A 20,536-nucleotide genomic window follows, 5' to 3' on the forward strand; every position below is an offset into this window, starting at 1 on the left:
ATGCGGCGCTACCGCACCGCCGGCTTCGCGGTGAGCTCCTTGCCGGCAGGCTCGTCCGCGGGCGTGTCGGTGGTGCAGGAGACCGCCTGGACCGCCGCGTTGGCGCCCGGCCGCTGACTCGGCAGGCCGGCGATCACCCGCACGACCACGACGCCGCGCGTGTCCGGCGCGACGATGCGCACGTCGCGGCTCGGATCGTTCTCGTCGTCGTCGGCCAGGGCCTCGTCGTATTGGGCGCGGGTCAGGATCACGAGGTCGAGGGCGCCACGCACGGCGGCTTGGTCGGTCACCGCGTAGAAGGCCCCGCGCCGGGCATGGGCGGCCAATGACAGCGACAGCGGCCCTGTCCGGGCCGAGACGCGCATCGGGCCATCGGCGAGATCATAGGCACAGACGCCCACCGCCACGGCCGGGTCGGGGATCGGCAGCCACGCCTCGGGCGGGGAGGGGTCGTCGCCGGTCGCCACTGTGTAGATCGGCTGCGGGTGATCCAGGTTCTCGCTCGTCCGGGCGCGCGAGACGGCGTCCGTCTCGGACAGGCGCGGGATCGCGAGCACCGCCGCGATGTGCACCATCCCTGCGAGCACCAGCCCGATCAGCGTGGCATAAACGAAGCGCAGGTTCACGATGCGCATCCCAGGCGGGTGATGGCCGGCACGGAATCCCGATCCAGCGATCCGACGCTGGCGGCGGCCGGCGTATCGTAGAGACGCAGCGCCAGGCGCACCGGACCGCTGTCCCGGGGGCTCGGCAGCCAGTTCCCGGGCTGGACCTCGGGCGCGAGCACCACTGAGAACCGCCCGTCGGCCGTGCGCAGCACCTCCGTGGAGGTGAAGCCCTCGCGCACCGTCGGCCGGCCGGGCGCGCAGGCGCCGCGACCGGCGACCGTAAGGGTCCAGGCCCGGGCCGGCGGCGTCCCGCCGCCGATGCGATACGTACAGGTGGCGTCGAGCGCCTGCCCCTGGTCGTCGACTGCGGCGGTCAGCAGCAAGCCTTCGCCCACCGCCAGCGGGATCTCGCCGCGTCGGGCGTTGACGGCACGGGTATAGGGGTCGGCATTCGCCGAGCCAGCGCGAGGCCACGCCGTCCAGGCGCCGACCTGCACCCCGCCGAACGGGTAGCCGCCCCGCGTCGCCCAATCGGCGCTGGCGAGGCCGAGCACCCCGCCGAGCGCGAGGGCATAGACCGCGAGACCCGCGACCGAACTCTTGCGCCAGATACGCGCGAGGAGCCGCCCGGCACCGCTGAGGGAGCGTACCTCTGCCGCGGGTCGATCATCTCCGGCCGCGGATCTGCGGCCGGGGCTTCCTGGGATCGCGAGCCTCATCGCGTCACCGCAGCTCGATGCGGCCGCCGACAGACCGGGCGCCCTCGGCCACCTCCCGCGGCTGGGTCGGGGATGCTGCAGCCCGGTCGCCCGGCTTCCGGTCGGTCTTCTGCGTGGCCTTGTCCACGCTGCCGGCGTCCGGCCGCGCCTCGCCTGCGGGGGCGCGCTCCACGGTGCGGAACAGCCCGTTGAGGCCGCCGATCACCTCGAAGGAGCGGCGCGAGAGCTTGCCGTAGGCGCTGGCATTGGGATCGATCGGGGCGGTGGGGCCGCCTGCGGCCTGCTGCTGGGCGGCGCGCGGGCTGTCCTTCAGGCCCGGCAGGCCCTTGATCTCAATACCCTGGTGAGCCGGCTCCATCACGTCGTGCCAGAGCTGGGCCGGAAGTGAGCCGCCGGTCAGCTTGTTGGTCGAGGTGTGGTCGTCGTTCCCGAACCAGACCGCGCCGACGTAATTGCCCGTGTAGCCGACGAACCACGCGTCCCGGTACGCGTTGGTGGTGCCGGATTTGCCGGCCACCTTGACGCCCTCGAGTTGGGCGCGCTTACCGGTGCCCTCCTCGACGACCTTGTTGAGCATGAAGTTCATATCGGCGACGACCTGGGGCGGCAGCACCCGATCGGGCGCCTCGTCGGCATGGCGGTAGATCACCTCGCCGGACGAGTTCTTCACCTCCATGGCCGCGTAGGGCTTGGCCTTGAAGCCGCCATTGGCGAACACCGCGTAACCGGCCGCCTGGTCGATCACCGTCACCTCGTCGGAGCCGATCGGCATCGAGACTGTGTCGATCAGGTTCGAGGTGATGCCCATCTTGTGGGCCAAGTCGGTGATCTTCGCGCGGCCCGCCTTGGCCGCCCGGGCCTCGTGGCTGATGCCCATGGCCTTGCCCAGCGCGATCGAGATCTTGATCGGGATCGTGTTGATCGACTTCGCCACGGCGAGCCACATCGGAACGCGGCCGGCATAGGACCGGCCATAATTCTGCGGGCACCAGTTGCCGATGCAGACCGGGCTGTCGACCACCGCGGTCTCGGGCTTGAACAGGCCGGAGAGGAGGGCGGCGGAATAGACGTAGGGCTTGAACGACGAGCCCGGCTGACGCAGCGCGTCGGTAGCGCGGTTGAACTGGCTCTCGCCGTAATCGGCGCCGCCGACCATGGCGCGCAGCGCGCCATCGGGATCGAGGATGACCATGGCGGCCTCATCGACGTCGAAGGCGTCGCCGGACTTGCGCAGGATGTCGGCGACAACCTCGTCGGCCCGCTTCTGGATCGCGAGGTCGAGGGGCGTCTTCACCGTCAGCACCCGGTCGCTGCGGAGCTTGCCCGCATCGGCCATGCCCTTGATCTCGCCAAAGGCCCAATCGAGGTAGTAATCGGCGGTGATGTCGCGGGTGCGGGTCACCGGGGTCGCCGGATTGCGCAGGGCCGTCTGGATCTGCCCCTCCGTGACGAAGCCGGCCTCGACCATGTTGTGCAGCACGTCCGCCGCGCGGGCGCGGGCTGCGGGCAGGTTGACGTGCGGCGCGTATTTCGTCGGCGCCTTGAACAGGCCCGCCAGCATGGCGGCTTCCGCGAGGCTGATGTCCTTGAGCGGCTTGCCGAAATAGTAATCGGCCGCCGCCACGGCGCCGAAGGTGCCGCCGCCCATATAGGCCCGGTCGAGATAGAGCTTCAGGATCTCGTTCTTGGTCAGGTGGCTCTCCAGCCACAGAGCCAGGAACGCCTCGTTGATCTTGCGCTCCAGCGACCGCTCGTTCGTCAGAAAGAGATTTTTCGCGAGCTGCTGCGTGATCGAGGAGCCGCCCTGCGTGCCGCCGCCGCCGCGCGAGTTGTTGACCAGCGCCCGCAGGGTGCCGATCGGGTCGATGCCCCAATGCTCATAGAAGCGCCGGTCCTCGGTGGAGACCAGTGCCTTGATCATGATGTCCGGAAACTCGTCGAGCTTGAGCGAGTCGTCGTGCTTGATGCCACGCCTTCCGACCTCGGTGCCGTACCGGTCCAGGAACGTGACGGCGAGGTCCTGCTGCTTCAGCCAATTCTCGCTGGTGAGCTGGAAGGCCGGCTGCGCGAAGGCGAGCATCAGCACCGCGCCGCCGGCCCCGAGGGTCACGGCCTCGCTGGTCAGATCGAGGGCGATCCGCTTCCAGCCATGCACGGCGAACCGGCTCATCACCCGCTGGAAACGCTCGTAGACCGCCCCGGTGGAGCGGCCGCTGTCGTAGAGGCCGGCATTGACCCAGGCGTCGAACGCCAGGGCGGCGCGCTCAATGCGGATCTTGATCTCGGTGAGCGTCGGCAGGCGCACGATGTCGGACCCGGCTTGTCGAGCGCCTCTGCGGCGAATCTTGGCGGCGGAGGATCGAGCGCCCGCGCCGCGGGCAAGGATCCCGCGGCCGAGACACCGCGCGGCGTGTCCATCCTTAGCAGGATCTGCAACGGTCGGCGAGGCTCTGCGCAGTCTCGTGATTCGCCGCAGGGACTCCCGCTTGCCCCGCGGCGCCGGGTCTGGCCGCCACACGCTCTTCCCGATCGTGAGATTCCCCGATGTCCAAGCCCGAGGCGCTGCGCCGCGGGGTCGCCGAGCCGTTCTGGCGGACCAAGACCCTCGAAGCCATGACGCCGTCCGAGTGGGAGAGCCTCTGCGACGGGTGCGGCCGGTGCTGCCTGATCAAGCTCGAGGACGACGAGACCGGCGAGGTCCACCACACCGATATCGGCTGCACCCTTCTCGACGGCCTGTCCTGCCGCTGCCGTGACTACACCCATCGGCAGAAGCGCGTGCCCGATTGCGTCCGCCTGACCCCGGAGGCTGTGCGCACGATCCCGTGGCTGCCGCCGACCTGCGCCTATCGCCTCGTCCGCGACGGCGAGCCGCTCCATTCGTGGCATCCCCTGGTCTCGGGCCGGGCTTCGAGCGTGCACGAGGCCGGCATCTCCATCCGCGGCCGGCTCGCCGGCAACGAGGAGGAATTTTCCGACGACGAGCTGCCGGACCGGATCGTGGCCTGGCCAGGCGCGGATCCGGACGCGCGCTGAAGACTAACCGATGCCGCGGCCGAGCACCCGGGCGCCGGCGGGGCCGTTGAGGCCGATTACGCCGACCACCGCGACGGCGTGGATCAGCAGGTCCGACGCGGTCGCGTCGTGCGGGTGGAACGGCATCAGCAGCGCGGCGGCAGCGGCCGCCGCAGCGAGCCCGCCCAGGGCGGCCGTCAGGTTCGGCCGCAGCGGACAGGCCCGGCGCAGCATCACGACGATCAGCACCGACAGCGGCACCGAGACGCAGACGAGGAAGCTGAAGCAGCCGGCGACCTCTTGCGGGTGTGGCTGGCCTGTGCCGGGGGCGATCCAGTCGCGCAGGCAGCCGAAGCCGCTCGCCCCGACCCAGAGGGCCAGCGGCGGCAGCGGCAGCAGGGCCCAGGCCTTGGTACGGCCAGGCACGCTGGTAGCGAAGGCGGCGAAGGCGGCCGCCACCGCCGTCAGCACCGCTCCGAGCGCTGCGCAGGCGAGATCCGGCACGCGCATACGCAGCATGAAGCCGGCGGTGTCGATCCGACTCGCCAGGACCAGGCCGATGAGCACGGCCACCCCGAGCCAAAGCGCCGCGCGCAGGGCCGGGGAGGGCAGTGGCCGAACCGGCTCCAGGCCGCCGGCGAGATCCTCGACGAGCCGCTCGTAGCGGGCCAGATCGGCCATCAGCGCCGCTCCTGCATCAGGTTGGCGCGCAGGGCCTTCAAGGCCCGGTGCAGATTGACCTTGAGCGCGCCCTTGCTGCGCCCGGTGAGGGCCGACGTCTCGTCCAGCGACAACTCTCGCAGGCCGAGATGCTCGACCGCCTGCCGCTGCCCGTCCGGCAAAGATGCGACGGCACGCGCAAGCGCGGCAGCCCGGTCGCGCGCCTCCAACCCCTGGCCGGGCTCGGGACCGGGATCGGCCTCGGCCTCGTAGGCGAGGGGATCGTGGACCTCCCGGGGCCGGCGGCCGGACCGGCGCAGGCGGTCGATGGCCCGGCGTTGGGTGATGGCCCGCAGCCATGGCAGGAACGGCCGCGCCGGATCGTAGCTGGCGCGCGCGCGATGCACGGTCATCAGCGTATCCTGAACGACATCATCCACCGCCTCGCCGCGCACACCCTGCGCGCGGGCGATCGCGGACACGACCGGCAGGCACGCCTTCAGAAGGGCGCGGTACGCCACCGCGTCGCCGTCCTGTGCGGCCGCCATCAGAGCGGCCAATTCTCCTTCGAGCGCCATCCGGGCTCCGCCGCCGATCCGTTCCCCGGCCTGGGCTGAGTCTAGCGCGGGGCGGGAGTCCGGCGCCAGCGCCCATCCGCGCCCGGCGACGCCGCCCGGCATAGCCAGCATCATCGCGGGCTCCCCTCGGCCGAGGCGAGGCGCTCGCCTAGCCGGGCCGCACCCAAAATACGGCCGTCCTCGGCCTGCAAGAGGAGGGCGGCGGTCTCGCCCGCCGGCGCGGCGGCCTCGAAGGTGGTGGCTGCGCCGGACCAGGGACCGAGATCCTGGATCGACCGGACCACGTTGGCCTGCTCGATGGTGCGGCCGGCATTCTCGCCGCGCAGGACCCGGCTGGTATGGCTCGGGTCGAAGCCGATCAGCAGGACCCGGCCGGCCCCGCTCCCGGACCCGACCCGGGCGGCCAGGCGAGCGCCCTCGCGGGCCAGGCTCACCCGGACAGACGGCCCGACGCGCCGCGCCTGCGCGATCGCCGCCCGCAGGCCTGTCTCGTCGGAACCGACCAGACCTGCCTGCCCGTCGATCACCGCCTGCGGCGTGTAACTCGGGCCACCGAATTGAGCCGCGTAAGTGTTCTGGCGGGCGGTGGCGGCCGGGAGGGAATAGGGGTCGCGCCAGTCGAGATGGTTCCAGTAGGTCACGTGGAACGCCAGCGGCAGCACGTCCGCGCTTTCTTTGGCGAGCCGGCCGATCAATGCCTCCGCGGGCGGGCAGGACGAGCAGCTCTGTGAGGTGAACAGCTCGACGACGACGGGGCGCTCCAGCGCCGCGGCCGGGCGGATGGGGGCCAGCATCAGGGCTGCTGAGATCAACGCGACGATTTTCATGGCCGGGCCTCCCGGCGCTGGCGAAGGATGCCTGCGCGTGACCGATCTTTCGGCCGGACGCGCGGGCCGGTTACGCCGGATCGGATTTGTCGAGCTCGAAACGGTCCACGTCCCGCAGCAGCGCCACGAAGGCGGCGGCGCCGTGATTGAGTGCCGTGAGCCCGGCCTCCGCGGATCCCAGCCGGGCATCCCCCATCGCCCCGGAGGGATGCAGGTCACCGGCCTTCCAGGCGAAGGCGGCTGGGCGGCCGGCACGCAGATGGGTGTAATCCCGGGCCATCGTGAGGCTGCGCGGCGGGAAATTCGCGATCTGGTCGGCCCGCACCAGATCCGGCCGCAGGGCCAGCATCAGCGCGGTCTCGACGCCGCCGGCATGGATGCCGTGCGCAATCTCCTCCGGAGGGAAGAGGCCGTCCGGGTATCCGAACCGGGCCCAGGCGGTCGTCACCGCGACCAAGCCGAACTGGGCGCGCAGGTCGCCAGCCACGAGATCGATGAGGGCACTGTTGCCGCCGTGGCTCGTGACGATCACCAGCTTGCGGCAACCCGTCCTGTGGATTGCGGCACCGATCCCGGCCCAGGCGGCCAGGGCCGTCCCGGTGTCGAGGGAGAGCGTGCCGGGAAAGGCATCATGCTCGTCGGATTTGCCGACAACCTGAATCGGCAGCAACAGTACGTCGAGGTCGTCCGGCACCAAGGCGCGGACACGGGCGAGATACCCCTCGGCGATGATCGCATCGGTGCCGAGCGGGAGGTGCGGGCCGTGCTGCTCGATGGCAGCCACCGGCAGCACCGCCACCGTACGCCGCATGTCGCGCCGTGCCAGGTCGTCCGTGGTCAGATCAGACCAGAGCCGTGCCACCATGCTTCGAGCCCGCCCCTCATCCGAAGCGACCGCCGCAGGGCGGGCGGTCGCCGAGGGCGATCTACACCGCCCGCCCGGCCGCCGTCGACGGCCGGGCGATACAGGGCTCTCAGGCGAAGAGGGCGTCGATGTCGTTCTGGGACGGGGTTTCCTCGACGGCCTGAGGGCCATTGAGGAGCAGGTCATCGGCACGGGCGCGGCGGGCCATCTCGACCGGATCCGTGGAGGCGGCATCCCGGGCCTTCACGGCGCCGACGAAGCGGGCGAGCCGCTGCTCGAACAGCCGCAGGGCCTCCACGACCTTGGCGATGCGCTGGCCGGTGATGTCCTGGAAGGCGCAGGCCTCGAAGATCGTGTTGATCCGCTCCTCGACCGCGTCCCGGTAGCCCGGACCGTCGGGGAGGCTGAGCATCGCCTCCGCGGCTTCCATGATCGTGTTCGTCGCTCCCGCCGTGGCGGCGACGACGCTGCCGAGTTCCTCATGAGCCATGGGAATCCGGTCGCGACTCATCTCGTTCGCCCGGAGTGCGCCGATCTCCTCGCGCAGATGAGCGATGTAATCCGCGATCTCGATCAACTCGGAGATCACGGCGTGCGGTTCGCGGAACCGCATCTCGGGCTGTCGCGCGGCGGCTGACGACATGCTCTCCTCCTGGGATCGGCGACCAGCGATACCGGCGGCATCGCTCTTGGGCGCCTTCCGGCGTGCGGGGGGCTTGGCCGGAGGGCGCATTGGACGTGCCACGGAAATCATCAGTTCCCGCAGACGGCCTCGATCTTGGATTTGAGCGTCGCCGCATTGAACGGCTTGACGATATAGTTGTTCACGCCAGCCTTCTTCGCAGCGATGACGTTTTCAGTCTTCGACTCGGCCGTCACCATGATGAAGGGCGTCGTCCGAAGATTTTCGTCGGCGCGCACGTGCCGGAGCAGCTCGTAGCCCGTCATCGGCTCCATGTTCCAGTCCGAGATGACCAGACCGTACTTGCGGTCCTTGAGGCGCGCCAGTGCTGCCGTACCATCCGAAGCGTCATCAACCTCTTCGAAGCCGAGCTGCTTCAATAGATTCCGAATGATTCGAACCATCGTCTGGTAATCGTCGACAACGAGGATCGGCATGCTCAGATCGAGAGCCATAGACCAACTGCTCCGTATTGCCCGGCGGGAGGCCGAGGCGGCTCCCGAAAAGATGAACGCTTCACTAACGCTGCAAAATAGCTGCGCTGCTCAGCATTTAAAATAGGGCAGGCGCATTGCGAAGCCGTTAATCTGCAGGTGTGGCATTCGCCGCCGCCCCCTGCGATGTCGCGGACCGGCTCGCTCGCTTGACCCTCCGGGCGCGTTTCGGCAGGGTCCGGCTCCGTCGGGCCTGCCGCGGACAGCGCAGGCGCTCCCATCCGGCCCTTTCCGAGTCTCCGATCCCGAATCGATGGCCCCAGGCGACGAACCGGCCATGCGGCCCTTCACGATTTGCGGCGTGGACGCGCCGGTACCGCCGCCCCTTGCCGGGGCGGTCGCAGCGATCGGCAATTTCGACGGCGTCCATCGCGGCCATCGGGTGCTGGTGGAGAACGTGCGCGCGGCGGCACGCGAGGCCGGCCGGCCGGCCGCGGTACTGACCTTCGAGCCGCATCCGCGCGCCTATTTCGCGCCGGATGCGCCGATGTTCCGCCTCACCGCATTGGCCGCGAAGGAGATCGTGTTCGCGCATCTCGGCCTCGACGGGCTGATCGTGCGACGCTTCGACGGCGCCCTGGCCGCCACCGGCGCCCGCGCCTTCGTGCTCGACTTCTTGAAAGGGTCGCTCGGCTTGTCCGGCGTGGTGGTCGGCCACGATTTCCATTTCGGCCGTGGCCGGGAGGGCACACCCGCGATCCTGGCCGAACTCTGCCAGGAGGCCGGCATGGGATGCCGGATCGTGGAGCCGGTCGCCCTGGCGGGCGAGACGGAGCCGGTCTCGTCGAGCGCGATCCGGGCGGCCCTGGCGGCCGGCGACGTCGCCCGAGCCAATGCGCTGCTCGGCTATCGCTGGTTCGTGCTCGGCCAAGTCCGCCATGGCGACAAGCGTGGCCGCCAGCTCGGCTTTCCCACCGCCAACGTGATGCTGCCCGATTGCGGACTGGCGCACGGCATCTACGCGGTGCGCGTGCGCCTCGGACCCGGTGAGGTCCGGAACGGCGTCGCGAGCTACGGCCGCCGTCCAACCTTCGACGACGGAGCGCCGCTTCTCGAAGTCTACCTGTTCGATTTTTTCGGCGACCTCTACGGGCGGGAGATCGCCGTGGAATGCGTCGGCCACATCCGCGGCGAGGAGCGGTTCGCCAGCGCCGAGGCATTGATCGCGCGCATGCACGTCGATTCCGACGCGGCGCGGGCCCTGCTGGCCGCCGATCAAACGCCCTCGATGCTCGACTGATTCTGCGAACGCCGCGGATCGTGTAGAATGCGGGATCGATCAGGAGGCAAACGTGCTGGGTCGCTATGAGCGTGGACAGAACGGCGAGGCGGTCGTCCAATATGGGGACGGCACCATGCGCGTGGTCAAACCGGGCAGCTTCGTCCGCTGTGCGGTAACCGGCGAGCAAATCCCGCTCGACGGGTTGCGCTACTGGAGCGCCGCGCGGCAGGAAGCCTATGTGTCGCCCGAGGCGATCCTGACGCGGCTCAAGGAAACCGGGCGGCCGTAGAGTCCGACAGGGCCTGTCGGATCTGCCGGCAAAGGGCCTGCGGATCGTTCGGCACCAGGCGCACACGCAGCACGCTGACCCGGGCCGCGACGGCGGCGGGCAGCCGCACAGCGTCCTTTTCGGTCGTCACGAGTTCCGCACCGAGCCGGTCCGCCTCGGCGACCAGGGCCGCCAGTTCCGTTTCACCATAGGGGTGATGGTCGGCGAAGGGCCGTTCAGCCACGATCACGGCTGCGGTTTCGCGCAGCGTGGCGAAGAACTTTTCCGGGCGGCCGATTCCCGCGAAGGCGAGGAAGCGCCGGCCGGCCAGTTCGATCGTGTCCGGGACAAGCCGGGCCCGGTGGACTGGCAGTCCGCGCCTCTCCGCGCTCTCCGCGACCGACGCACCGGGGGCCCCGTCGCCCACCAGGATCAGGCCGGCGACATGGGGCCATTGCCGTCTGAGCGGCGCCCGCAAGGGACCAGCCGGGAACGGTCGCCCGTTGCCGATGCCGGCTCCGCCATCCACCACTGCCCAGGCGAGATCCTTGGTAAGCGTCGGGTTTTGCAACCCGTCATCCATGACGATCACGTCGGCGCCGAGCGCCCGGCACTGGGCCGCCCCGGCTGGCCGGTCCCGCGACACGATCGTCGGCGCGTGACGGGCGAGGAGCAGCGGCTCGTCGCCGACATCCGCGGCCCCGTGGTGGTTCGGGTCAACCCGGATCGGCCCAGCCAGGCGCCCGCCATAGCCGCGGGACAGAAAAGCCGGGCAGCGGCCGAGTTCGACCAGCAGGGCGGCGACCGCGATCGCGGCGGGCGTCTTGCCGGCCCCTCCAAGGGTGAAGTTCCCCAGGCACAGGACCGGGCAGCCCGCCCGTAGGCCGGGCCGATCCATGCGCCGCGCGGTGAGCGCGCTGTAGACCGCGCCGAGCGGCCCCAGGGCACGTGCGACCGAGTGATCGGCGCCTGCCGCCCAGAAGCGTGGTGGCCGCATCAGGCCCGCACAAGCGGTCGTGCGAGGTCGCCCCGGTCGAGCCGCTGGAGCTTCATCTGCGCCACGAACGGTTCGAGCACCGCAAGCGTGCGCCCGACCGCGCCCTCGAACGGCCGTAGCGCCCCAGGTCCGGCCTGCACCATGCGGTCGAGACGCGCCGGGTCACCCAAGAGTTCGCCGACCAGGGTGGCCAGCTCGACTCCGTCCCGGACCGGAAGAGCGGCGCCGGCTTGGTCCAGGGCGCGATAGACGACGTCGAAATTCGCGGTGTGCGGCCCGTGCAGGATCGCCGTATCGAGGCGCACCGGCTCGATCGGGTTCTGGCCGCCATGCGGGACCAGCGAGCCGCCGAGAAAGGCCAGCGGGGCGAGCCGGTAGAACAGGCCCATCTCGCCGATCGTATCGGCGACGTAGACCTCGACGGACGGATGGGGACGTCCGCCGCTGGAGCGCCTGGCGCTGCGCAGGCCGTAGGAGGCCGCGCTTTCCTCCGCCTCCGCGCCGCGACTCGGATGCCGGGGCGCGAGGATCGTCAGGAGCCTCGGAAACTGTGCCTTCAGCACCGCGTGGGTGTAGGCGACGATGCTGTCCTCGCCCTCATGCGTGCTCGCCGCGATCCAGACGGGGCGGTCGGCGATCAGATCGCCCAGATAGGCGAGCTGCTGTCGATCGACCGGTGGCACCTGGGCGTCGAATTTCAGGTTGCCGGCGACGCTCACCCGGGGGGCTCCGAGCTTGGCATAGCGTGCGCCATCGTCCTGGGTCTGCGCGAGGCAGATCGCGATCCGCGACAGCAGCGCCCTGGCGGTGCGCGGGCAGCGCTCCCAGCCCTGGAACGACCGCTCCGACATGCGACCGTTGACCAGGATCAGCGGGATCTCGCGGGCGTCCAGTTCCAGGATCGTGTTCGGCCAGATCTCTGACTCCGCTACGATGGCGAGGTTCGGCTGCCAATGGGCGAGGAAGCGGGCCACCCAGCGTGGCGCGTCGAGCGGCACGTATTGATGCACGGCGCCAGGCGGCAGGCGAGAGCCGATCAGCTCGGCAGCCGAGCGTGTCCCGGTGGTCACCAGCACCGAGAAGCCGCGGGCGATCATGCCTTCCACGAGCCCGATCAGCGACAGGACCTCGCCGACACTCGCGCCGTGCATCCAGACCAGGGGGCCGACCGGGCGGGCCCGACCAGGCAGGCCACGCCGCTCAAGCAGCCGCAGCGGGTCCTCCTTGCCGTGATGCGCACGCCAGGCGAGGAGCCCGGCCAGAGCGGGCTCGCCGACCCGCAGGCCGGCCCGATAGGCCAGCAATGGCAGGGTCACGGACGGTCGCTTCACGCGGTGTCTCCCACCGGGGCGGCCGCTACAGCCGGGGACCCAACGCGATAGAGAGCCGCACGGTCGGGGCGCCCGACCAGCGCATAGGCGCGCGCATGCACCCGATTCATCTCCGCTTCGAGGTGGCGTCGGAGCCCCTCGAACTCGTCGCCGGCGCAATCACGCGCGACGTAGATCGGCTCGCCCAGCACCACCGCGCCCCGGCCGAAGGGCAGGCCGAGACAGGCCCGATCCCAGGATTTGAAGCGCAGGTGGCGACTCGTGACCACGGCGGCCGGGACGATCGGACGGCCGGAGAACCGCGCCAGCGTCAGGATTCCGGCATCGCAGCGGCGCGAGACCTTCGGAACGTCCGCGCTGAAAGCGACCGACTCGCCCGCTTTCAAGGCCCGCAGCATCGCCCGCAAACCCTCCGCACCACCCTTGGCGCGCAGATCTGTCGCCCGATCCCGACCGCGGGCGCCGGAGGCCCGGATCACGCGCACGCCGAGATGCTCCAGCGCGATGGTGTTGATGTTGCCGTCCGGGTTCTTCGAGATGATCGTCGCGACCCGGTCGCTCGGCCGGCGCATGAACGGCATCATGATGTGCTGGCCGTGCCACATGCCGGCGATGAGGGGCACCTGTGCGTCGATCCACCGATCCGCCGCACCCGACCCGCCCGCGCCGGCCTGCACCTCGAAGCGGTTCGTAGCCCGCACGAGGCGCAGATACCCGGCCGCCACGCGCCCGAGGAGGCGCTGAACGACGGGATGGCGAAGGATACGCTTGCCGAGATTCATGTGACGCTTGTGGCAGCCGGACCGGCACAGCCCGAATCGACCGGGCGTGATTTCGTCCGCCGATGGTCTAGTCCCCCAGCCTGAGCCGACGCAACTCGCGCGCCGCCGGGCATCGGGATCGAACCGTCGTCGAGCCCCCGATCCGGCCGAGCTTGACCGTGATCCGACGAAATTTAAAACTTGCCTTGTTTAGATCAGTTCTAAATCATAGTTTGGAATTCGTCTAAACAGGAGTGTTACCGATGGCAGCCGCCCTCGAGACCGTGGTCGACGCCGCCGCCGAGGCCCGGCGCGTCTTCGCCTTGCGCTATGTGCAGCCCGGGCTGGCCGGCCTGATCGATGGATCGGTCTCGACCCTGGCGCCGATCTTCGCGGCGGCCTTCGCCACGGGCCATAACGGCGCGACCTTCCTGGTCGGGCTCGCGGCGTCCGTGGGGGCAGGCATCAGCATGGGCTTCACGGAGGCCCTGTCCGACGACGGCAGCATCACCGGCCGGGGCGACCCGTGGATGCGCGGACTGGTCTGCGGGGTGATGACGACGCTGGGCGGCCTCGGACATACGCTGCCCTACGCGATCCCCGACCGGCTCCCGGCGGGCTGGCCGGATCCGTTCGTCCTGGCCACCAGCCTCGCCGTCCTGGTGGTGATCGTCGAGCTGATCGCGATCGCGGCGATCCGCACCCGCTTCATGGCGACGCCGTTCTGGCGCGCGGCGATCCAGGTGATGCTCGGCGGCGCGCTGGTGCTCGCGACCGGCATGCTGATCGGCAGCGCTTGACGCGCGGGCTCGCGACCGCGATGCGGGGCGCGTCCCGTGCCCCTCTTGAGCGTTGATTGTCGGCCTTGACCTTCCGCCTGGCCCATCTGAGCGACCCCCATGTCGGCCCATTGGGTCGCGTGCGCCTGCACCAGCTCATCGGCAAGCGCGCCACCGGCTACGCCAACTGGCGGCGCGGCCGCTCGCGCAGCCACGACATGACTGTGCTCGAAACCCTGGTCGCGGACCTGAAGCAGCAGGGCGCTGCGCACATCGCCTGCACGGGCGACCTCTGCAACATCGGCCTGCCGAGTGAGTGGGAGACCGCCCGGACCTTCCTGGAGGCCTTGGGCTCGCCCGAGACGGTGAGCTTCGTGCCGGGCAATCACGACGCCTATGTGCGCGGCTCCCTGGAAGGCCTGCTGGCGGCCTGCGGTGGCTACACGGGCGACGATTCGGGCTCATCCGGCCGCTTCCCGTATCTGCGTCGTCGGGGGCCCGTGGCCCTGATCGGGCTCTCGAGCGCGATCCCGACGAAGCCGTTCGTCGCGACCGGGCGCCTCGGCCCGCCTCAGCTCGCCGCCGCAGAATCCCTGCTGCGGGCGCTCGCCACCGAGCCGGGCAAGCCGTTCCGGGTGGTGATGATCCACCACCCGCCTCAGCCCGGGGGCGCATCGTCGGGGCGGGAACCCAAGGATGCCGCTGCCTTCACGGCGATGATCGCCCGGGCCGGCGCAGACCTGATCCTGCACGGTCACAATCACACCACCACCAGCGCCCGCGTGCCAGGGCCGGACGGAAGCGGCATCCCGGTGGTCGGCGCGCCCTCGGCCTCGGCGCGGCCTGACGGACATGGCGGCTTGGCAGCGCGCCGAGCCTCCTACATCTTGTACGATATTACCCGGAATGGCGCTGGCTACGCGGTCAGCGCGCGGCGGCGCGCCCGCGATGCGGCGGGTGCCATCGGCGACCTGGGTCCGATCGACCTCGACTGACGGCTGCGAGTCTCCGATCGTCGGTCCCGAGGCCGGCTGGGCCCATTCGGGTCGGCCAGCCTCTGGAGGGATTCAATGAGCCGCGGCGGCGAGTTCAGTCCGTTGCTGCTGGCTGATGCTCGCTTCGTAGCGTTCGGCCTGGAGGCGGGTCAGACCGCTGATCAATGCGAGAGTCCCGCGATAGACAGTGTAGGTGCCGTCGTGAGTCGGCTTGACGCGAATCATCTCTGCCATGGAAGCCTGCCTTGTTCTGGAGGTTGCCTGTCTTCGTCGGAGGAGAGCGATCCTTTTTGCTGATCTGGCCGGTCGAACGCCCGAACGAGAAGAGGTTATCAATCACTCTATGTCTGGCAAGGGCCGGCTAAGGCGAAATGCTTAGTTCCGTCTGCTGCAATGCGGCAAACCGTTGCCGCCGCTCGCAATCGCCAAGTGCTCAAAAAAGCGGCCGGGCATTTGCATAAAGAATAAGGCCGCTTCGAACCGTGGCGCCCGCCCGCACGGCTCGGATCCGGAGCGAATCTCGGCCCCGCGAATCTTTGTGAAGGGATCTTTCATGCAGCTTTGGCGTCTGACCGCGACCGACCTCTCGGCGTTGATTCGCACCGGCGAAGTCTCGGCCCGGGAGGTGGCACAGGCGGCCCTCGGACGGCTCGATGCGGTCAACGGCCGGATCAACGCGGTGGTCGAGCACCGCCCGGAGGAAGTGCTGGCGCAAGCCGACGCGGTCGACGCCGCACGTGCTCGTGGCGATGCGCTGGGCCCCTTGGCGGGCGTGCCGGTGACGATCAAGGTGAATGTCGACCAGCGCGGCTTCGCGACCACGAACGGCCTGCGGCTCCAGCGCGACCTCGCGGCTGCCGACGACAATCCCGTCGTGGCCAATCTCCGGCGGGCCGGCGCCGTGCTGCTCGGGCGGACCAACACGCCAGCCTTCTCGCTGCGCTGGTTCACCACCAATCAGCTGCATGGGGAGACCAAGAACCCGCGCGATCCAGCGCTGACCCCCGGGGGCTCGTCGGCGGGCGCGGGCGCCGCGGTCGCAGCCGGGATCGGGGCTCTCGCCCACGGGACCGACATTGCCGGCTCGGTGCGCTATCCGGCCTATGCCTGCGGCGTGCACGGACTGCGCCCGAGCCTCGGCCGGATTCCAGCATGGAACGCCTCGTCGCCAGAGCGCGGGATCGGGCCGCAGCTCATGGCGGTGTCGGGCCCGCTGGCACGCAGCATCGCGGATCTGCGCCTTGGCCTCCACGCAATGGCGGCCGCCGACCCGCGCGACCCATGGTGGGTGCCGGCGCCGCTAGAAGGTCCGGCCGTGCCGCGCCGGGCAGCGCTCTGCGTGCGCCCCGGCGGCCTCGCGGTCGGGCCCGACGTCGAGATCGCGTTGCGCGAGGCCGCGCGACGGCTGACCGCGGCCGGCTGGGCGGTCGAGGAGATCGCCGACACCCCGCCGATCCGCGAGGCCAGCGCGTTGCAATTGCAGCTCTGGCTGGGGGACGGCTACGGTGCAGCCCGGGCTGCCGCCGAGCGCGAGGGCGACGCGGCGGCCATCGACCTGCTCGGCTATTTCCGCGGGCGGGCAGAAGCGATGGGCCCCGACGCCATCGCCAAGGCGCTCGTCCGGCGGAACACGTTGGCGCGAGAATGGTCACTGTTCCTCGCCGAGTATCCGGTGCTGCTGGTGCCGGTCTCGGCTGAGCTGCCGTTCCCGGACGGGCTCGACCGCACCGGCGAAGCCGGGATCGAGCGCGCCTTCGAGGCGAATCTGCTGCAGGTGGGTCTGGCGCCGCTCGGCGTCCCTGCTCTCACCGTCACCACCGGCCTCGTCGGACGCACCCCCGTGGGCGTGCAGATCGTCGCGGCCCGATACCGGGAGGATCTGTGCCTCGCGGCGGGCGCGGTCATCGAGGCCTCCGGCGTGCCGGAGATGCCGATTGATCCAGTCTGACCCACACCCGCCTGTCGCCAGGGAACAGGATTGCAACGGCCGCGCTTATACAACCGATAGTTGTGTGAGGCCTCCGATGTCCGTGATCGCCACTGCAGGGTGCATCGGTAGCTCCCTGGTCTGCGCGCTGGCCGCGCCCTCGGGGCCGCTGCTGGCCCTGGCCGGATTTTTCGGCGGCGGCACGATCGGGGGGATGGTCGGCGCCCTCGCGGTTGCGTTCCTTGGCTGGGGCCGCGCCTGACCTTACGCCTGACTGCGTGGGCCGGCGGCCGTCGACAGGAACATCCGAGCCGTCGTCCAGCGCAGGTCCGGGTAGCGGTCATTGTCGAGGGGCGTGAGCCGGGCACGGCCCTCGAACATGTCGCGCAGGTATTGCATGCCCTGCCAGGCCGGAAACACCGCCCCGCGCCCCGGCGCGAGGGTACGAGCTACGCGGATCATCATCCCCAGAGAGCCTAGCCCGCCGGCACGCAGCGTTCGATAGCGCGTGCCCCGAGCCGCGCTCGCCGCCTCGGCCAAGTCGCGAGCGCTCAAGCTGTCGCCTGCGATGCGCAGCCAGCGCGGCGTAGCGGCATCCAGGGCGGCCCGGGCCGTGAAGGCTGCGGTATCGTCCTTGGTGGTGAAGTCGAGGATCTGGTCGGCGCTGCCCCAATGGAGCACCCGGTGCGGGCGGTGGAGGATCAGCGGGGCCTGTCCGTCCAGCAACTCCATGAAGGCACCGTTGAGAACCGAGGTGGCCTGGATCTCCGCCGCGTCGAGGCGCGCCTGAAAGGCCCGGCGCAGGTCGAGGTTGCGATTTCCGCCCGGCGCGGTCTTGGCGTAGTCGATGGAGAAGTCTGACGGGATGAAGCGCGGTACGCCAGCCCGGACGGCGCCTTCCAGCAGGGCGGTCTGCGCGTCGATCACCGTCGCGCTCAAGCCGTTGAAGGCCGAAACCACGCAAGCGGCGCCCGCGCAGGTGGATTGCCAGCTTCCGGGACGGCCGGGGCCGGCTTCGACCACCAGCGCACCCAGCGCGGTGAGCGGCGCGATCCGGGCCTGATCGGTCCCGGGCCGGACGAGGGCGGTGACCGCCGCGCCCTCGCGTCGGAGCGCGCGCACGATCCGCAGGCCGAGATCGCCGGTGGCACCGGCGACCGCGACCGTCACGGGGTCCGGGCTCACGATCGGCCCGCGGTGCCGAGCGTGGCGAGCAACGCCGCGAACAGCCGCGCCCGCTGGGACAGCGTCGCGATCAGCACGTGCTCGTCGAGGGTGTGGAAGCCCTGGCCCAGCGGCCCGAGGCCGTCGAGGGTGGGGATGCCGTTGGCGCCGGTGAAGTTGCCGTCCGAGCCGCCGCCGGCGCTGCGATGGGGCAGGGGCTGACCGAGCGCCTCGCTCAGGGTCCGCGCCTGGTCGTAGAGGGCCAGGCAGCCGGCATCGGGCTCCCAGACCGGCCGGGTGACGCCCCGCGCCACCGAAAAGCGGACGCCGTCCTGATCGCCCGAGAGGGCCAGCATCCGCTCGACGCCGCGGTCGAGATCGGCCTGCCGCTTGGCCATGCTCAGGGCTTGGCCGCGGCACAGGGTCGGAACGCAATTGACCCATTGCCCACCCGAGACGATACCGGTGGAGAAGGTGCAGTCCGCGTCCGACATGCCGTCGATCGCCAGGATCATGCGCGCCATGGCACGGATCGCCGAGCGGCCCTCATGGGGCGAGGCGCCGGCATGACTCGGGCGGCCCACAGCTTCCAAGTCGAAGCGCGCGATGGCGTACCGGCCCGTGACGACGCCGTTGTCGGACTGGCCGGGCTCGGGCACCAGCACGAAGGCGTGGCGGGCGGCCTCGGCCTCGATCAGATCCCGGGTCGCGGGACTGCCGACCTCCTCGTCGCCGGTGAACAGGAACGTCACCGGTAGCGGCGTCTCAATGCCGGAGGCGACCAGAGCGCGCATCGCCGCGAGCGCGATGACGTTGCCGCCCTTCATGTCGAGGATGCCCGGCCCGTAGGCGCGGTTTCCCTCGATCCGCCAGGGTAGGCTCGCCAGGGTTCCGACCGGATGGACGGTGTCGAGATGCCCGAGCACCAGGATGCCGGGTGTATCACGGTGCCGATGGGGGAAGCGGGCGCGCACGCAATCGCTGAGACCCATCCGCCCCGGGATGGTCTCGACCGCAGCCCCGGCGACCGCGAGGTCGCGAGCGGCCAGACCCATCATCCGGTTGACCGCGGCGGCATCGTGAGTCGGACTCTCGCATTCCACCCAGGGGCGCAAGGTCGCCAGGATGGACTCCGCGTCGAACGGCAGGTCCGGGATCATCGGGCGCTCTCGGCGGAGGAATTGGCGAAGGGATCGGCGACCTTGGGCCAGTAGCGGCCCGAGCGCTTGGTGTAGGGGATCGCGCCGTAATCGGGCGGGACCGCGCCCGGCGCCGCGACGTAGCGGACCTCGCTCGCGATCGGCGCGAAGGCGGCGTAGAAATGCTGCATCGACTTCACCACGACGATCCGCTTGTCGTCGAGCGTCAGCCCCAGCCCCGTGAAGGCGTCGGGCGCGAAGGCCTGCTGGCGGATATGGGTGAGGATCACGTGGATCCCGTCGGCCTCGACCCAGGCGGCGGGGCCAAGTCGGGCCCGGCCGCTGCAGGGGCCGCCCTGGCTGTGATCCTCGGAGAGGCCGCGCACGGTGATGCGCAGATCCACCGGATCGCCCGAGGTGACGCCGCACTTCCCGCCGATGCGCAGCACGAAGGTCGCGCCGAGCCCGGCCTCGTGGCAGATCCCGACCGCGCCGGGATCCCAGATCAGCCCGAGCGCCACATCCGTGATGCCGCGTTCGGCCAGGCGCGCCAGGATCGCGGTGTTGTCGGAGGGCGCGCCGGCGCCGGCATTGTCGGCGAAATCGGCCAGCACCATCGGGCGGGGGTGGTCGGAGGCGAGCGCGGCGTCGATGGCGGCATCGATGCTGTCGCAGCGGCTCGCCGCTTCCTCGCGCATCGCCCAGACCTCCCGGGCCAAGTCGTCCGCCACCGCCTGTGCCTTGACGGCATCGCCGTCGGCGACGACCAGCATCTTCGCGCCGACATCCGGCACGTCGCCCCAGGGGAAGCCATGCCCGAAGGAGACCGACAGGATCCCATCCCGGCCCTCCAGCGCCTCCATCCGGCGCACGAAGCCGGCGACCGGCTCGCGGGTGGTGCGCCACATGTTGATCATTCGGCAATCGGCATAGGCCATCACGGGCCGGATGTCCTTGGCGACCGTGCGCATCACCAGCGGGTAGAGGTCGCGGGCACGGTCGACGATGTCGGTGTGGGGGTATTCCTTGTAGATCACGATGACGTCGGCGCTCTGCCGCATCGCCTCGGTGAGGTGGCAATGCAGGTCGAGCTCGACGCCGATCGTCGCGTCCGGTCCGACGATAGCGCGAACCCGCTCCAGGGTGTCGCCTTCGCAATCGTCGGTGCCTTCGGCGACCATGGCGCCGTGCATGAACAGCAGGACGGCGTCGACCGGCATGGCCGCCCGGAGATCGTCGAGCAGGGCGTCGCGCAACTCCTCGTAGACGGCGCGCAGAGTGATCCCGCCCGGCTGCGCGAAGGTCGAGAGGCTCTCGACGACATTGTGCCCGTCCGTCTCGGCCTGCTCGCGCCAGGCCTTGAGGGCGATGTTGCTGAGGCGGGGCGGGTTCTGGCTGCCGTCGCGGCGGGCATAATCGGCCAGGAACGCGGCACGGCCCGTCGGCAGCGGCGCGAAGGTGTTGGTCTCGGTGGCCAGTCCGGCGATGAAGATCTGCAAGGTCTT

At 70.4% G+C, this 20,536-nt stretch carries 22 protein-coding genes and 1 pseudogene; 7 read left to right on the plus strand and 16 right to left on the minus strand.

Going from position 1 to position 20,536, the window contains the following annotated elements; all coding sequences use genetic code 11:
* Positions 1–8: 8 nt before the first annotated feature.
* Genes AO398_RS29290 through AO398_RS05730 form a run of 3 tightly spaced genes read right to left on the minus strand, consistent with a single transcriptional unit; the run spans position 9 to position 3,632 of the window.
* On the minus strand, positions 9–635 hold the full coding sequence (locus tag AO398_RS29290; RefSeq protein WP_082643141.1) for a hypothetical protein: 627 nt from the start codon (positions 633–635) through the stop codon (positions 9–11).
* A complete protein-coding gene (locus tag AO398_RS05725; protein WP_058191066.1) occupies positions 623–1,327 on the minus strand; it encodes a DUF1214 domain-containing protein in 705 nt (234 codons plus the stop codon). The genes AO398_RS29290 and AO398_RS05725 overlap by 13 nt, the downstream gene beginning before the upstream one ends.
* 4 nt (positions 1,328–1,331) lie before the next feature.
* Positions 1,332–3,632 (minus strand): PBP1A family penicillin-binding protein, encoded by a 2,301-nt coding sequence (locus AO398_RS05730; RefSeq protein WP_058191067.1) that lies wholly within the window; start codon positions 3,630–3,632, stop codon positions 1,332–1,334.
* A 239-nt stretch (positions 3,633–3,871) separates the two neighbouring features.
* On the opposite strand from AO398_RS05730, the gene AO398_RS05735 reads away from it, so the two are divergent.
* Positions 3,872–4,363 (plus strand): YcgN family cysteine cluster protein, encoded by a 492-nt coding sequence (locus AO398_RS05735; protein WP_058191068.1) that lies wholly within the window; start codon positions 3,872–3,874, stop codon positions 4,361–4,363.
* A gap of 3 nt (positions 4,364–4,366) precedes the next feature.
* Here the strand turns inward: AO398_RS05735 and AO398_RS05740 are convergent, their stop codons facing one another.
* From AO398_RS05740 to AO398_RS05765, 6 genes are all read right to left on the minus strand, one after another.
* Complete coding sequence (locus AO398_RS05740; RefSeq protein WP_058191069.1) at positions 4,367–5,023, minus strand: NrsF family protein; 657 nt, start codon at positions 5,021–5,023, stop codon at positions 4,367–4,369.
* Positions 5,023–5,694, minus strand: coding sequence for a sigma-70 family RNA polymerase sigma factor (locus AO398_RS05745; RefSeq protein ID WP_243960613.1), 672 nt, complete (start codon positions 5,692–5,694; stop codon positions 5,023–5,025). The genes AO398_RS05740 and AO398_RS05745 overlap by 1 nt, the downstream gene beginning before the upstream one ends.
* Positions 5,691–6,407: a DUF1223 domain-containing protein gene (locus tag AO398_RS05750; protein ID WP_058191070.1), complete on the minus strand. Its 717-nt coding sequence runs from the start codon at positions 6,405–6,407 to the stop codon at positions 5,691–5,693. Before AO398_RS05750 ends, AO398_RS05745 begins: the two co-directional genes overlap by 4 nt.
* A 70-nt stretch (positions 6,408–6,477) precedes the next feature.
* Entirely contained in the window at positions 6,478–7,272 is a 795-nt protein-coding gene (locus AO398_RS05755; protein ID WP_058191071.1) for a creatininase family protein, read from the minus strand.
* 109 nt (positions 7,273–7,381) lie between these two features.
* Positions 7,382–7,915 (minus strand): protein phosphatase CheZ, encoded by a 534-nt coding sequence (locus AO398_RS05760; protein WP_058191072.1) that lies wholly within the window; start codon positions 7,913–7,915, stop codon positions 7,382–7,384.
* A 110-nt stretch (positions 7,916–8,025) separates the two neighbouring features.
* Positions 8,026–8,409, minus strand: a complete 384-nt coding sequence (locus AO398_RS05765; protein ID WP_007560016.1) for a response regulator — start codon at positions 8,407–8,409, stop codon at positions 8,026–8,028.
* A 292-nt stretch (positions 8,410–8,701) separates the two neighbouring features.
* Here AO398_RS05765 and AO398_RS05770 point away from each other — a divergent pair, with 292 nt between their 5' ends.
* Together AO398_RS05770 and AO398_RS05775 are read left to right on the plus strand one after the other, a co-directional pair.
* Positions 8,702–9,688: a bifunctional riboflavin kinase/FAD synthetase gene (locus AO398_RS05770; protein ID WP_058191073.1), complete on the plus strand. Its 987-nt coding sequence runs from the start codon at positions 8,702–8,704 to the stop codon at positions 9,686–9,688.
* Between the two features lie 52 nt (positions 9,689–9,740).
* Entirely contained in the window at positions 9,741–9,959 is a 219-nt protein-coding gene (locus tag AO398_RS05775; RefSeq protein WP_058191074.1) for a DUF2093 domain-containing protein, read from the plus strand.
* On the opposite strand, the gene lpxK is transcribed toward AO398_RS05775, so the two are convergent.
* From lpxK to AO398_RS05790, 3 genes are read right to left on the minus strand one after another with little or no spacing between them, the layout of a single operon-like run.
* Entirely contained in the window at positions 9,937–10,935 is a 999-nt protein-coding gene (gene lpxK, locus AO398_RS05780; protein ID WP_058191075.1) for a tetraacyldisaccharide 4'-kinase, read from the minus strand. The two genes, AO398_RS05775 and lpxK, sit on opposite strands and share 23 nt — an antisense overlap.
* The gene (locus tag AO398_RS05785; protein ID WP_058191076.1) at positions 10,935–12,266 is read right to left on the minus strand and encodes a 3-deoxy-D-manno-octulosonic acid transferase; all 1,332 of its coding nucleotides are present in this window, start codon (positions 12,264–12,266) and stop codon (positions 10,935–10,937) included. Before AO398_RS05785 ends, lpxK begins: the two co-directional genes overlap by 1 nt.
* Complete coding sequence (locus AO398_RS05790; RefSeq protein ID WP_058191077.1) at positions 12,263–13,048, minus strand: lysophospholipid acyltransferase family protein; 786 nt, start codon at positions 13,046–13,048, stop codon at positions 12,263–12,265. Before AO398_RS05790 ends, AO398_RS05785 begins: the two co-directional genes overlap by 4 nt.
* A gap of 287 nt (positions 13,049–13,335) precedes the next feature.
* Here AO398_RS05790 and AO398_RS05795 point away from each other — a divergent pair.
* Positions 13,336–13,827 (plus strand): annotated as a pseudogene (locus AO398_RS05795) (VIT1/CCC1 transporter family protein); the annotation flags it as partial.
* A 65-nt stretch (positions 13,828–13,892) separates the two neighbouring features.
* Entirely contained in the window at positions 13,893–14,801 is a 909-nt protein-coding gene (locus tag AO398_RS05800; RefSeq protein ID WP_058191079.1) for a metallophosphoesterase, read from the plus strand.
* Positions 14,802–14,873: 72 nt separating this feature from the next.
* Here the strand turns inward: AO398_RS05800 and AO398_RS28960 are convergent, their stop codons facing one another.
* Positions 14,874–15,035: a hypothetical protein gene (locus tag AO398_RS28960; RefSeq protein WP_201025715.1), complete on the minus strand. Its 162-nt coding sequence runs from the start codon at positions 15,033–15,035 to the stop codon at positions 14,874–14,876.
* A 319-nt stretch (positions 15,036–15,354) separates the two neighbouring features.
* Between AO398_RS28960 and AO398_RS05805 the strand changes: the two genes are divergently transcribed.
* Entirely contained in the window at positions 15,355–16,749 is a 1,395-nt protein-coding gene (locus AO398_RS05805) for an amidase family protein (protein WP_058191080.1), read from the plus strand.
* A 76-nt stretch (positions 16,750–16,825) separates the two neighbouring features.
* Positions 16,826–16,990: a hypothetical protein gene (locus AO398_RS28965; protein ID WP_201025716.1), complete on the plus strand. Its 165-nt coding sequence runs from the start codon at positions 16,826–16,828 to the stop codon at positions 16,988–16,990.
* Positions 16,991–16,992: 2 nt separating this feature from the next.
* On the opposite strand, the gene AO398_RS05810 is transcribed toward AO398_RS28965, so the two are convergent.
* From AO398_RS05810 to AO398_RS05820, 3 genes are read right to left on the minus strand one after another with little or no spacing between them, the layout of a single operon-like run.
* A complete protein-coding gene (locus AO398_RS05810; protein WP_058191081.1) occupies positions 16,993–17,898 on the minus strand; it encodes an NmrA family NAD(P)-binding protein in 906 nt (301 codons plus the stop codon).
* 11 nt (positions 17,899–17,909) lie between these two features.
* Positions 17,910–19,052: a M20/M25/M40 family metallo-hydrolase gene (locus AO398_RS05815; RefSeq protein WP_058191082.1), complete on the minus strand. Its 1,143-nt coding sequence runs from the start codon at positions 19,050–19,052 to the stop codon at positions 17,910–17,912.
* On the minus strand, positions 19,049–20,530 hold the full coding sequence (locus tag AO398_RS05820; protein ID WP_058191083.1) for a M81 family metallopeptidase: 1,482 nt from the start codon (positions 20,528–20,530) through the stop codon (positions 19,049–19,051). Before AO398_RS05820 ends, AO398_RS05815 begins: the two co-directional genes overlap by 4 nt.
* Between the last annotated feature and the right edge of the window lie 6 nt (positions 20,531–20,536).

Source organism: Methylobacterium sp. GXS13 (assembly GCF_001455965.1).
In the GTDB taxonomy this organism is placed as follows: domain Bacteria; phylum Pseudomonadota; class Alphaproteobacteria; order Rhizobiales; family Beijerinckiaceae; genus Methylobacterium.

Excerpts from the sequence above, each read along its gene's own strand:
- AO398_RS29290 (WP_082643141.1), bottom strand. The coding sequence starts at position 635 with ATGCGCATCGTGAACCTGCGCTTCGTTTATGCCACGCTGATCGGGCTG.
- AO398_RS05735 (WP_058191068.1), top strand. The coding sequence starts at position 3,872 with ATGTCCAAGCCCGAGGCGCTGCGCCGCGGGGTCGCCGAGCCGTTCTGG.
- AO398_RS05790 (WP_058191077.1), bottom strand. The coding sequence starts at position 13,048 with ATGAATCTCGGCAAGCGTATCCTTCGCCATCCCGTCGTTCAGCGCCTC.
- AO398_RS05740 (WP_058191069.1), bottom strand. The coding sequence starts at position 5,023 with ATGGCCGATCTGGCCCGCTACGAGCGGCTCGTCGAGGATCTCGCCGGC.
- AO398_RS05770 (WP_058191073.1), top strand. The coding sequence starts at position 8,702 with ATGGCCCCAGGCGACGAACCGGCCATGCGGCCCTTCACGATTTGCGGC.
- AO398_RS05760 (WP_058191072.1), bottom strand. The coding sequence starts at position 7,915 with ATGTCGTCAGCCGCCGCGCGACAGCCCGAGATGCGGTTCCGCGAACCG.
- AO398_RS05750 (WP_058191070.1), bottom strand. The coding sequence starts at position 6,407 with ATGAAAATCGTCGCGTTGATCTCAGCAGCCCTGATGCTGGCCCCCATC.
- AO398_RS05755 (WP_058191071.1), bottom strand. The coding sequence starts at position 7,272 with ATGGTGGCACGGCTCTGGTCTGATCTGACCACGGACGACCTGGCACGG.
- AO398_RS05805 (WP_058191080.1), top strand. The coding sequence starts at position 15,355 with ATGCAGCTTTGGCGTCTGACCGCGACCGACCTCTCGGCGTTGATTCGC.
- AO398_RS28960 (WP_201025715.1), bottom strand. The coding sequence starts at position 15,035 with ATGGCAGAGATGATTCGCGTCAAGCCGACTCACGACGGCACCTACACT.
- AO398_RS05765 (WP_007560016.1), bottom strand. The coding sequence starts at position 8,409 with ATGGCTCTCGATCTGAGCATGCCGATCCTCGTTGTCGACGATTACCAG.
- AO398_RS05745 (WP_243960613.1), bottom strand. The coding sequence starts at position 5,694 with ATGATGCTGGCTATGCCGGGCGGCGTCGCCGGGCGCGGATGGGCGCTG.
- lpxK (WP_058191075.1), bottom strand. The coding sequence starts at position 10,935 with ATGCGGCCACCACGCTTCTGGGCGGCAGGCGCCGATCACTCGGTCGCA.
- AO398_RS05815 (WP_058191082.1), bottom strand. The coding sequence starts at position 19,052 with ATGATCCCGGACCTGCCGTTCGACGCGGAGTCCATCCTGGCGACCTTG.
- AO398_RS05725 (WP_058191066.1), bottom strand. The coding sequence starts at position 1,327 with ATGAGGCTCGCGATCCCAGGAAGCCCCGGCCGCAGATCCGCGGCCGGA.
- AO398_RS28965 (WP_201025716.1), top strand. The coding sequence starts at position 16,826 with ATGTCCGTGATCGCCACTGCAGGGTGCATCGGTAGCTCCCTGGTCTGC.